7 protein-coding genes are annotated in these 13,380 nt (G+C 39.5%); 2 read left to right on the forward strand and 5 right to left on the reverse strand.

Translation table 11 applies throughout. The features are described from left to right. Positions 1 to 9: 9 nt before the first annotated feature. The 4 genes from baeS to DK861_RS17530 are packed head-to-tail and all read right to left on the reverse strand — an operon-like array spanning position 10 to position 8,829. Positions 10 to 1,386 (reverse strand): two-component system sensor histidine kinase BaeS, encoded by a 1,377-nt coding sequence (gene baeS, locus DK861_RS17515; protein WP_109400899.1) that lies wholly within the window; start codon positions 1,384 to 1,386, stop codon positions 10 to 12. Next, a complete protein-coding gene (gene mdtC, locus DK861_RS17520; RefSeq protein WP_109400900.1) occupies positions 1,383 to 4,466 on the reverse strand; it encodes a multidrug efflux RND transporter permease subunit MdtC in 3,084 nt (1,027 codons plus the stop codon). Before mdtC ends, baeS begins: the two co-directional genes overlap by 4 nt. Continuing rightward, a complete protein-coding gene (locus DK861_RS17525) occupies positions 4,463 to 7,594 on the reverse strand; it encodes an MdtB/MuxB family multidrug efflux RND transporter permease subunit (protein ID WP_109400901.1) in 3,132 nt (1,043 codons plus the stop codon). The genes mdtC and DK861_RS17525 overlap by 4 nt, the downstream gene beginning before the upstream one ends. Continuing rightward, complete coding sequence (locus tag DK861_RS17530; protein WP_109400902.1) at positions 7,594 to 8,829, reverse strand: MdtA/MuxA family multidrug efflux RND transporter periplasmic adaptor subunit; 1,236 nt, start codon at positions 8,827 to 8,829, stop codon at positions 7,594 to 7,596. The genes DK861_RS17525 and DK861_RS17530 overlap by 1 nt, the downstream gene beginning before the upstream one ends. A gap of 560 nt (positions 8,830 to 9,389) precedes the next feature. Between DK861_RS17530 and dtpA the strand changes: the two genes are divergently transcribed. Further along, positions 9,390 to 10,856: a dipeptide/tripeptide permease DtpA gene (dtpA, locus tag DK861_RS17535; protein WP_109400903.1), complete on the forward strand. Its 1,467-nt coding sequence runs from the start codon at positions 9,390 to 9,392 to the stop codon at positions 10,854 to 10,856. Positions 10,857 to 10,991: 135 nt separating this feature from the next. Here the strand turns inward: dtpA and DK861_RS17540 are convergent, their stop codons facing one another. Next, positions 10,992 to 12,365, reverse strand: a complete 1,374-nt coding sequence (locus DK861_RS17540) for an MFS transporter (RefSeq protein ID WP_072064207.1) — start codon at positions 12,363 to 12,365, stop codon at positions 10,992 to 10,994. Between the two features lie 769 nt (positions 12,366 to 13,134). Here DK861_RS17540 and DK861_RS17545 point away from each other — a divergent pair. Next, complete coding sequence (locus tag DK861_RS17545; protein WP_072064206.1) at positions 13,135 to 13,356, forward strand: hypothetical protein; 222 nt, start codon at positions 13,135 to 13,137, stop codon at positions 13,354 to 13,356. Positions 13,357 to 13,380 lie beyond the last annotated feature (24 nt).

The raw sequence follows: 13,380 nt of genomic DNA on the forward strand, positions 1-13,380 counted from the left end.
TTATTAGGCTTAAAGATCATCAGAATATGCGGGTAATTCTATAAGAATTTTCATGCCACCTAAAGATGAAGGCATAGCACTTATTTTACCATTATGAGCTTCAACGATATTTTCGCAAATCGCAAGACCTAATCCAGAGCCTCCACTGGCACGATTTCGTGAGCTTTCTGCACGATAAAAACGTTGGAAAACGGCTTGATACTGTGATCTATCTAATCCAGGTGCGCTATCTTCCAAGGTTATCAATACGCGGTTGTTCTCTTTTCTTGTCTTGATATGTAATTGCCCACCAGCATAGGTATAGCGCACACTATTTTCTAATAGATTATGAAAAAGCTGAATAAGCCGGTCAGGATCGGCTTGTACAATTAATGGAGAGACATCATCTAATTCAGTGTATAAAGCAATATCTTTAGTTTGATAGGTGTGACGATAAGAAGCCACAGCCAACAAAATCACCTCATTAATATCAATAAAATCTTTACGATAAGTTAAAGAGCCTCTATCTGATAATGAGAGTTGGTGGAGATCATTCACCAGTTTTGTCAGGTTTGTTACTTCGAATAAAAGGGAGTTTAATGTCTCTGCCGTGGGCTTTCTTACGCCATCTTGTAACGCTTCGAGTTCACCTTTTAATATGGCAAGAGGGGTTCGCAATTCATGTGAGATATCTGCCATATAATCGCGACGAATTTGCTCATTTTTTTCTAGTGTGCTGGCGAGTTGGTTAAAGTCTGTGGCGAGTTGGCTGATTTCATCTTTACTTGTGGGCGTTACTCGAACAGAGAAGTCACCTGCTGCTAATTTATGTGTCGCTTCGACCAGTCGTTTAACGGGGCGTATCATATTGCGAGAAAGGATCAGTGTAATAAGTAAAGCTAAAAGAACTGCTAAACCGGCAATGATCCAACTGGTACGCAGTTGTTGTTTATCAAAACTGATATCCGCTTCACTACTGATCTTATCAGCGGCACTGACAATCACCCAACCCACAATTTCATCATGAGCAGTAATTGGTTTTTTGAACGTTTCTTCAGGAAACTGATTGTCATGACCAAATAAGCGCTTCATATTTTTATCAACGATCCAAAACTGTGTACGCCAGCCTTTGGGTGGAGGGCCTTCACTGCTTTGGCTTATTTGGTCGATACTGCGTAATATTTGATAAAGAGAACGATCATCTCTATTAAGAAAACGCCAGTCGCCGGTTAAAGCATATTGATCTGTTAAGGCTTCAGCTAAAAGAGTTGCACGTTGTTCACTGTTTTTCTTGATATAGCCAATAAATCCTTGTTGAAAGCTACCTCGAATCCCAATATGCATGGCAAGAACCACAACCATACAGGTCGCGAAAATTACCAAGAACAGCTTGCTTCTCAGTTTCATGCTTTAGCCTCTTTCTTGCTGAAACGCCGTTGTTGCCAACGTTCACGCAATCCATCAAAAAATAGATAAATAACCGGGGTTGTATAGAGGGTCAGTAGCTGGCTCATTAATAAACCGCCGACAATTGTTATCCCTAAAGGTTGTCTTAACTCTGCGCCATCTCCACTACCTAACATTAGTGGTAATGCACCAAATAATGCAGCGAGTGTTGTCATAAGAATAGGGCGAAAACGTAATAGGCTGGCTTGAATAATCGCCTCTTTAGCTGACAACTTGCCTTCACGCTGTGCTGTAATCGCAAAATCTACCATAATAATGGCGTTTTTCTTCACAATACCAATCAGCAACATAATACCAATAAGCGCAATTAAGCTAAAAGGTGTATCAAAAAGCTGCAACGCTAATAACGCACCAACACCCGCGGAAGGAAGAGTAGATAAAATGGTCAGCGGATGAATATAACTTTCATATAACACACCTAATACTAAATAGACCGTTACAATCGCCGCTAAGATAAGAATAAGCTGTGATTTGATGGTTTCTTGAAAAATCTGTGCTGTGCCTGCAAAGGTGCCCCTTACGGTATTGGGTACGCCCAACTCGGTCATTGTGCGTTCAATAGAATTAATGGCATCGGCTAATGTATAGCCTTCAGGAATATTAAAAGCAATAGTTGAGGCCGCAGATAGCCCTTGGTGATTTACACTTAACGGTGCATTAGCAGGATACCAACTTGCAAATGCCGATAATGGAATACGTTCACCTTGATTATTGACCACATACATTTTATCTAACGCAGAAACATCCTGTGTATACTGTTCAGAGACTTCCATAACTACTTTATACTGATTTAATGGCGCATAAATGGTGGAGATTTGACGCTGACCAAAAGCATTGTTCAGTAGATTATTGGCATCACTAACATTAATACCTAATTGCGACATAGTATCACGATCGTACGTCAGTGCCATTTCGGCGCCTTTATCTTCTTTATCTGAGTTAACATCTACAAGCTGAGGCAGTTCGCCTAACGCTTTACGAACAATGGGTTCCCATTTACGCAACTCGCTTAGATCATCAGCTAATAATGTGAATTGATAACTGGCATTCGCTTGGCGTCCACCCGCTCTAACATCTTGCACAGGCATTAAAAAGAGGTTGGCGCCAGGTTCATCAGCAAGTTTGGCACGTAAACGGTTGATCACTTGGTTGGCACTATCAGTACGTTCTGACAGGGGATTGAGGGAAATAAACATAAATCCACTGTTAATACGACCCCCACCAGTAAAACCCGTTACGCTATCAACGTCTTTATCTGCATTAATTTCTTGCATAAAACGGGTCATTTTTTCTTTCATTGATTGGAATGAAATACTTTGGTCAGCACGAACAAACCCCATTAAACGACCTGTATCTTGATCAGGGAAAAATGTCTTAGGTGCGCTGATGTATAAATAAGCATTTAAGCCCAATGTGGCGAGAAAAATAGCCATAACCCAGCGCCGATGGCGTAACGCTGCTTGTAATGTGACGCTGTAACTTTGTTGCAGGCGGAAAAGTAACTTACCAAAACCCCGTAAATGCGATTGTGTTTTAGGTTTCATCCCTTTGAGTAAATGTGCGCACATCATGGGGGTGAGCGTTAGAGAAACAAATAGCGAAATCGCAATGGCGGTTGTTAAGGTTATAGCAAACTCTTTAAATAATCGTCCAACAAGGCCATCCATCAACAGTAATGGAATAAAAACAGCAACAAGAGAAATACTCATCGAAAGAACTGTAAAACCAACTTCACCGACCCCTTTCAAGGCGGCATCTTTAGGTTTTAAACCATTCTCAATATGACGAGAGATATTTTCAAGCACCACAATGGCATCATCAACCACAAAGCCGGTAGCTACGGTTAATGCCATTAATGAAAGGTTATTTAAACTAAAGCCACAAAGATACATGGCTGAAAAAGTACCAATTAATGACACGGGTACCGCAACCGCAGGGATCAGTGTGGCACGACCTGAACGTAAAAATAAAAATACAACTAAGATCACTAGCGCCACAGCAATAGCTAATGCACGTTCAACTTCTGCTAAGGATGCGCGGATAGTGGGCGTTCTATCTTGGGCAACTTTTAAATCAACACTGGCAGGAATAAGTTCACGTAATTCAGGAAGTTCATCACGAATACGGTTAACCGTTTCAATAATATTGGCACCCGCTTCACGGCGAATAACCAGTAAAATAGCCGGTTCACCGCCACTCATCCCTGCTGCGCGTGAGTTTTGTACTGAATCAGTGACTTGCGCGACATCACCTAAACGCACAACAGCCTCTTGATTGTAATGCACGATGATTGGGCGATATTCAGCCGCTTTGCTTAGCTCGTCATTGGTTTGAATTTGCCAACGATTTTCATCATTATTGACAAAGCCTTGAGGTCGTCGCACATTCGCTTGGTTAATTGCTTTTCTAACATCATCAAGGCTGACGTTTTGGTTAAATAGCGCATCAGGATTGAGAGCAACACGTATTGCAGGCAATGAGCCGCCACCAACCGAAACTTCACTCACACCTTCAATCTGTGAGATTTTCTGTGCTAGCCGTGTTGAAGCGAGATCGTAAAGCTCCCCGGTATTTTGTGTGTCAGAGGTGAGCGTTAAGATCATAATCGGTGCATCAGAAGGATTCGATTTATAATAACGCGGGCGGCTTGGCATTCCAGAAGGTAATAAGCTTTGTGAAGCATTTAATGCCGCTTGCACATCACGAGCTGCGGTATTGATATCTTTATTTAAATCGAACACCAACGTAATGCTGGTACTTCCAAGTGAACTGCTTGATGTCATTTCATCAATACCCGCAATTCGCCCTAAAGAGCGCTCAAGTGGTGTCGCCACTGAAGATGCCATGGTTTCAGGTGAAGCCCCTGGTAAGGAGGCGTAAATATTAATAACCGGATAGTCAACTTGGGGTAATGGGGCGACAGGGAGCAACATAAAACCTAATGCACCACATAGCGAAATCGCCAAGCTGAGCAACGTAGTTGCTACAGGTCGTTGAATAAAGAGGGCGAAAAACTTCATGATACAGCCCCGTTATTATTCTCAACGTGTTTATTGCGGTTTACATAGAGTGATAATTTATCAAACAGCAGATAAATTACAGGCGTAGTAAACAGAGTTAATATTTGGCTCATAATTAAGCCACCGACCATACAAACCCCTAATGGTTGGCGTAATTCTGCACCCACACCGGTACTTAACATTAAAGGTAAAGCACCTAAAAGAGCCGCCATTGTGGTCATTAATATTGGACGAAAACGTAATAAACACGCTTGATAAATAGCCTCGTAAGGGGTTAAACCTTGCTCTCGTTCGGCGGCAAGGGCAAAGTCTATCATCATGATCGCGTTTTTCTTTACGATCCCGATAAGTAAGATGATCCCAATAATCGCAATAATATCAAGCTCATTACCTGCGGCCATTAATGCAAGTAGTGCACCGACACCTGCGGTAGGTAGCGTAGATAAAATAGTAATAGGGTGAATGAAGCTCTCATATAACACACCGAGTACAATATACATTGCCACAATAGCCGCGATAATCAGCCATAAAGTGCTAGAAAGCGCACTTTCAAATGCCAACGTCGCACCTTGGAATTGGGTGGTAATATCTTTCGGCATAGAAATCTGCTCTTCAGCCAATTTTACTGCTTTCACTGCGTCTTCAAGAGAGGATTGTTCTGCGACATTAAATGAGAATGTTGCTGAAGGAAATTGCTCTTGATGATTAATCGAAAGAGGTGCTAGACGTTGTTCAACAGATGCAATAGATAATAAAGGCACCATAGCACCATCTTTGCCAGTTAAATGTACGGCTGAGAGCGCCTGTAAACCATCACCACTGCGAATATCTTGTTCCAATACAACGCGGTACTGATTGGCTTGAGTGTAGATAGTTGAAATTAAACGCTGACCAAAAGCATTATAAAGTGCGTTATCTATTTCACTCATCGAAATACCTAAACGGCTTGCTGAGTCTCTATCTACTTTGATATATGCCATCATGCCGTTATCTTGCCAATCACTACTGATATCCGTTAATTCAGGACTCTCTTTTAGTGCCTGAGAGAGCTTAGGCACCCAATAAGCCAACTCCTCTAATGATGTTGCTTGTAACGTAAATTGATACTGAGTACGAGAAACTTGCGTATCAATGGTTAAATCTTGAGTCGGTTGCAGATAAAGAGTCATTCCTGCAATAGACGCAATACGCGCTTGTAAACGAGGAATAATCACATCTATCCTATCGTCACGCTGATCAAGGGGTTTTAGCGTGATCTGCAATCGCCCCGTATTGAGTGTTGCGTTACTGCCATCAATGCCGACAAAACTGGCAATATTATCAACAGCGGGATCATCAATGAGTTTATCAACCACTTGTTGTTGTTTTTCTACCATTGCTTGATAAGAAATAGATTGTGAGGTTTCAATAGTTCCTTGCAATAGCCCGTTATCTTGTAATGGGAAAAAACCTTTAGGAATAAACATATACAGCAAAACAGTTAGCACCAATGTGCTAAGTGCTACGCCAAGCGTTATCCATTGATGGTTTAAAACACGTTTGAGCCAAACTGCATACACAGCAATCATTCTTTCAAAGAAACGCTCGCACGCCATTTCAAAACGATTGTGCTTGATTTCATTTTCAGGTTTTAGCAACCGAGCACACATCATTGGTGTTAATGTGAGCGAAACCACCGCAGAGATTAGGATCGCGACAGCAAGGGTGATAGCAAACTCTCTAAATAAGCGGCCAACAATATCTCCCATAAATAACAGAGGGATCAGTACAGCAATAAGAGAGAAGGTAAGCGAAATAATGGTAAAACCAATCTCACCAGCCCCTTTTAGCGCTGCAGTTAATGGTTTATCACCACGCTCAAGGTAGCGAGAGATATTTTCAATCACAACAATGGCGTCATCGACAACAAAGCCTGTCGCAATCGTTAATGCCATTAAGGTGAGATTATTGACAGAAAAACCGCAGAAATACATCACTGCGAATGTACCGACTAATGAAAGTGGTACAGCAATGCTTGGAATTAAGGTTGCGACACCATTACGCAAAAAGAGATAAATCACCATCACCACAAGGGCGATAGCTAAACCAAGCTCAAACTGTACATCTTTAACTGACGCGCGGATCGTTGTGGTTCTATCGGTTAAGATCTCAACATTCACGGATTTTGGTAAATTAGAGACTAAATCGGGTAATAAATTACGAATATTATCAGTGGTATCAATAACGTTAACACCAGGTTGACGTTGCACATTTATAATAATCGCCTGTTCATTATTTGCCCATGCACCTAATTGGTTGTTTTCAGGCGCTTGTTCGATAGTTGCGATATCAGATAAACGAATAGGCGCATCATTTTTATAGGCAACGATGAGTTGGCGATAATCTTCTAATGATTTCATTTGGTCATTAGCCGATAACGTTACAGAGCGAGTAGGGCCATCAAGGCTTCCTTTCGCTGAGTTAACGTTCGCATTATTGATTGCCACACGAATTTTTTCACTATCTAAACCGTAAGATGCTGCGGCTTGTGCATTGAGTTTGACCCTAACAGCAGGACGCTGACCACCCGCTAAAGCCACTAAACCTACGCCATTAACTTGTGAAATCTTTTGCGAAATACGGGTTTCAACCATATCTTGCAATTGTGTCATCGGTAATGTCGAGCTAGTCACCGCTAAGGTTAAAATAGGCGGATCAGCTGGATTAACTTTACTGTAAATTGGTGGGTAAGGTAAATCGGATGGTAGCAGATTAGTGGCTGCATTAATCGCTGCTTGTACTTCTTGCTCTGCAACATCTAATGGTAATGTTAATTGGAACATCAGTGTGATCACCGATGCACCACCAGAGCTTTGAGATGACATTTGCTTTAACCCAGACATCTGCCCAAATTGACGCTCAAGTGGTGCAGTGACAGCTGATGTCATGACATCAGGGCTTGCTCCAGGATAGAGTGTAACGACCTGAATAGTTGGATAATCAACTTCAGGTAACGCAGAGACGGGTAGCATTCGATAGCCGACAATTCCGGCTAAGAGTATAGCGACCATAAAAAGAGTTGTTGCAACAGGGCGCAGAATAAATAAGCGAGAGGGGCCGCCACCTGTACCGTGTGTTTTTTCGGTCATTATGCTTTCTCCGCAACAACACGGTTATTTTCTTTAGTCTTTGGTGCAGTAGGCGTCACGATTTCGACTTTTGCACCTTGTGTTAATCTATCCACTCCATCGGTTACAACGCGCTGATCTGCTGATAGACCAGATGCTATTACGACTTTTTCCGCATTTTGTAAGGCGATCTCTACGCGTAATTTACTCACTTTATTTTCACTATCTACAACCCAAACAAAGTGACCTTCATTACCCATTTGTAGTGCAGCATTCGGAATAACAACCGCTTTTTCTAATGTAGCGACATAAAGACGCACGTTTACAAACTGGTTAGGAAATAATGTTGTCTCTTGTTGTGGAAAACGTGCTTTTAACTTAATGGTGCCAGTTGTAGCATCAATTTGGTTATCAACGCTAAATAATTTACCTTGAGCTAATTCAAATTGGTTATTTCTGTCTAATGCGGTGACAGGCAAATTAGCACTGTTTTTACGTGCTTGAATGACTTTTGCTAAATCTTGTTCTGGCAATGTAAAAAGCACATCAACAGGATCCATTTGATTAATAACTACAATCGGTGTTGATGAACCACCTGAAATATAGTTACCCACATCAACTTGTTTTAATCCCACACGACCTGAAATGGGTGCTGTAATTTTACTGTAAGTTAATTGCAGTTGCGCATTACTGATCGTAGCCTCATCAATACGGATACTTGCTTCTGACTGCTTCACTAAAGCTTGCTGATTATCTAGCTCTTGTTGTGAGACTAAATTAGTTTTTGCCAACTTCTGATAACGTGCTAAATCAAGACGTGCGTTAGCTAATGTGGCTTGATCTTTTGCAAGTTGTCCTTTGGCTTGGGCTAGTTGCACTTCAAATGGACGGGAGTCAATTTCTGCTAATAAATCACCTTGATGAACGTGTTGCCCTTCCGTGAAATGTAAAGCCATTAATTGACCTTCAACTCGACTTGTCACTGTGACGCTATTGGTTGCTTTCACTGTACCTAAGGCCGATAAAAATTGAGGTACATCCTCTTGTGTTGATGTTGCAACTTGAACAGGCGGTAAAGGAGGGCGTCGAGATCCAGATGTACTTCGACTTTGTGAGTTAGTTGCTTGAGCCAGTTTATTTTCAGGCGACGCTGTTTTTGCTGCATTAAATTGCCAATAGGCGTAACCCCCTGCGATTACGACGATTAAAGCGATAATGAGAGAAACTCTTTTTTTAGCATTTTTGTTTTTATTCATTACTTTTGTGATCCCACTGGCAACTAGCTAATCAGAAATACTGAAATAAAATTTTGGAATAGTGACATTCTACCTGTTTCTACACAGTTAAAAATGGAGGAAATATGGAAATTAAGTCAAGGAATGTGTTTTATTGGTGTTATTTTAATCAATTAAAACAAATTGCTACTGGCATTATTTTATCGTTGTTATTCAATAAGAGATAATTTAGCAAATTAGCGATAATCAGTAGCGTAGCTTAATTCTTTATATAGGGATAATTAAGTGGAATATAATTTATTAATAATCAGTATGTTATTTTGATTGATGGTTTTTTAATCGCATAACTATTTTGTACAAATGCCTGTAACTATGATAAAACGCAATAGTTAGTTATAATTCTTAGATAATTATTCTTTCCAGTGATAGAATGCCAACCTTGTTTTTCTCTGCGTTGAACTCTTTTCAAAGAATAACAATCCAGTATGAAATTCACCGAGCTTTAACTCTGTCTTGAATAACGAAAATTTTGTAAAAATCAGCCTAACTATAAAGGCGTATAGAATAATTAGAGGTTTTTAGTGTCAACTGCAAACACACCTGACGATGGACAAAAACCGAGCCTGAATGCATTTAAACAGCCTCGTGCGTTTTATCTCATCTTCTCAATCGAATTATGGGAGCGTTTCGGCTATTACGGTCTGCAAGGGATCATGGCCGTTTATCTGGTTAAAATGCTGGGCATGGGTGAGGCAGAAGCCATCACTGTTTTTGCTGCATTTACCGCATTGGTTTATGGTTTTGTTGCTATCGGTGGATGGCTGGGTGATAAAGTCCTTGGTACAAAAAGGGTTATAGTCCTCGGAGCTATCGTTCTGGCAATTGGTTATGCGATGGTGGCCTTCTCAGATCACGATAAAGACGTGATTTATTGGGGACTTGCAACCATTGCTGTAGGTAATGGTTTATTTAAAGCAAATCCATCCTCATTACTCGCGACCTGTTATGAGAAAAACGATCCGCAATTAGACGGTGCATTTACGATGTACTATATGTCTATCAACGTAGGTTCGTTCTTATCTATGTTAGCAACACCATGGTTAGCAGCTAATTATGGTTGGGATGTAGCATTTGCATTAAGTGTTGTAGGTATGCTGATCACCTTAGCAAACTTTATGGTTTGTCGGGGATGGATCAAAGATAAAGGCTCTAGACCTGATTTTGAACCGCTTAATTATTCAAAATTGTTATTAACGCTGGTGGGTATCGTTGCTTTAACGGCAGTATCGACTTGGTTGTTACATAATAATGAAGTGGCAAGTTGGTCTTTAGCTGTGATCTCATTAGGTATCATCCTCATTTTTGCGCGTGAAACCTTTATGATGAAAGGTGTGGCGCGTCGCAAGATGATTGTTGCATTCTTACTGATGGTTGAGGCTGTGGTATTCTTTGTTCTTTACGATCAAATGCCAACATCTTTAAACTTCTTCGCAATTCATAACGTAGAACATTCTCTGTTAGGTTTCAGTGTTCAACCAGAACAATTCCAATCACTTAATCCATTCTGGATCATGTTAGCGAGTCCATTACTAGCCGCGGTGTATAACTTTATGGGCGATAAATTACCTATGCCTTATAAGTTCACTGTTGGAATGTTCTTAAGTGCGACCGCATTCTTAGTGTTACCACTGGGGGCAAGCATGGCAAATGAAGCAGGGATTGTATCTTCATGGTGGTTAGTAGCAAGCTATGGTTTCCAGAGTATTGGCGAGTTAATGATTTCAGGGCTTGGACTTGCCATGGTTGCACAACTTGTACCACAGCGTTTAATGGGCTTTATTATGGGGGCTTGGTTCTTAACTTCTGCCGCTGCTGCAATTATTGCAGGTAAAGTTGCGAGTTTAATGGCAGTACCAGAAGATGTACAAAGTGCTCACGCTTCATTGGAAATTTACAGCAGTGTATTCTTACAAATCGGTATTGTAACAGGTGTTATCGCAATTCTAATGCTGATCACGGCACCTATGCTAAGTAAAATGACACAATAATTTGTGCCATTAAAAAAACAAAAAATTTAAGAAAAATAAAGGATGCCATAAGGCGTCCTTTTTTGTTGTATATAGAAAAATACAGCTCCTATCAAGGAGCTGTATTGAACAGAAAACGTTGATAATAAGTCACTTTTAACTAACAACTTTATCAATTTGTAATGCAACGTCTTTTTCACGGGTAGTTGGCTTTACCGCAGTCCAACCTTTATAGGCTAAAGGTAAGAATGCGACAGCAATTGCTAAGAATGAGACTCCAGCGACATAATAGGCACCTGCCATTGCTGTCTTTTCTAACCATGCACCAGTTAACATTGGGGTTAATCCACCAAACACGGCATAAGCCATATTGTAAGCAAAAGACAAGCCTGAAAAACGAATTGATGGTGGAAATGCTCTTGTACTAACAATTGGTGTTGTTGCAATCGCACCAACAAAAAAGCCCATTAATCCATAATTCAATGCTAACTGAAAACCGGACATTGTTGCATCTAAACTGCCATAGAAATGGAATGCTGTAACAATCAAACCACCCCATGATAATGTCATTGAAACTCGTGTTCCCAATTTGTCGCCAATCCAGCCCCAGAAGATACAACCTAAAGTTAAGGTTAATGTTGCAACACAGTTCGCTTCCAATGAGGTGGTTCTATCAATTTTGTAAATCCCTTCAACAATAACACTAGGTGTCATCAATATGGTGACAACAATGGCTGTTGATAAAGACCATGTTAATGCAGCAGTAATTAAGCACGCCTGTTTATGATTTTTAATAACTGAAACCACGGGCATTTCTTGTGCTAACGCTTTTTTCTCTGCCATCTCTTTAAAGATAGGCGTTTCTTGTAAAAAGCGACGTAAGTAAACAGAGATTAAGCCAAAAATCCCCCCTAAGATAAAGGGAATTCGCCATGCAAAATCATTCACTTCTTGAGCACTATAGCTACGCTGAACGATAATCGCCACGATTGAACCTAATAAAATACCGCCTGTAATGCCTGAGGTTAATGTGCCTACACCTAAGCCATAACGTTGTTTTGGCGTATGCTCTGCGATAAACACCCAAGCACCAGGCATTTCACCACCAATAGCAGCACCTTGCATAATGCGCATTAATAACAATAATAATGGTGCTGCAACACCAATGCTGGCATAAGTGGGTAATAAACCAATAACTAATGTTGGTACCGCCATTAAGAAGATACTTAAGGTAAACATGCGTTTACGGCCAATAATATCGCCGTAGTGCGCCATAATAATGCCACCTAAAGGCCGAGCAAGATAGCCAGCTGCAAAAATACCTAATGTCTGCATTTGTGCAATAAAGGCGTTATCACCAGGAAAGAACAAGTGGCTCAATGTTTTCGTAAAGAACACGAAGATCACGAAATCATAGAACTCCAACGTTCCTCCTAGTGAGGATAAACCCAACGTTTTATAGTCGTTGCGGTTCAATGGTCTTGCCGTAGGTTGACTCAATGGCTGAGTGGAGTGTGATTGTGATGTCATAATAACAACCTATAATAATTATCGTGATAAGAATAATAAGTAATAAGATCACAATGAGATTCTTTTTAAATAAGCGAATAAATTAGAGTGAAAATAAATAACAAAAAAGTTATTTAAAGGCTACTTATGCGAGAAAGAATAATATTGTGATGATGGTTTAAGTTATAACAGGAAGCTCTTTATAATGTAAATAGATGAAATTAAAACAACATTATTGACTATTGTTTTAATTTCTTGTGGTTTTATTTACTTTTAATTTTGTACTTTATTGAAGTTAAATATCATTAAATTAAATTTTATCAATAGATAATAAATTTATTATATTGATTAAAAACAAGTAAGAACTCAGTATTTTTAAATAAAAAAAGTTTAATGTTGAATATATTTATTCAACCCTAGATATATATAAGAATAATAAATTAGGGAATAAGTTAATTTATTATTTTCCATAAATAAAGTTATTATTAGATAATTAAGAAAGCTAATAGTATCAATAATGAAAGATATGATCTGATAGAAAATGAATTATTAGAATATTCTGCTGTATGTTAAATTTTGATTTGTTGAAATTTAATTTTACTATATTGATTTTTATTAAAATTTAAATTCAACAAAAATTATGATAATGATTTTATTTTTGTGTTTTTATGCATAATGTGGTTTTCATGAATTTCCTCTCTAAATTGAAAATAAAAACAAAAAGAGGCATCAAAAAAACTATTCTTGGTTATAATTACATCAGGACGTCAATTGATATATCGGAGGATTTATGGTCTCTATCTCAATGAGTGCTGTTCTCTTAGCCGCAATTGTTCTGTTCGTATCACTTTCTATCGTCGCATTAGGGGGTGGTTTAGCATTAAAAATTATGCTCAATAACACCGACCAAAATGACAGTTATTTATTAAGTACTTCTGTTAAAAAGACTTTTGTTACTTCATTGGTTATCGCTTTGTTGCTTATTTATTATTACCTTTCAACAACAGCCTAATATCTATTTGATTGACATAAAAAA

This window comes from Proteus sp. TJ1640 (genome assembly GCF_003144445.1).
Classification (GTDB): domain Bacteria; phylum Pseudomonadota; class Gammaproteobacteria; order Enterobacterales; family Enterobacteriaceae; genus Proteus; species Proteus penneri.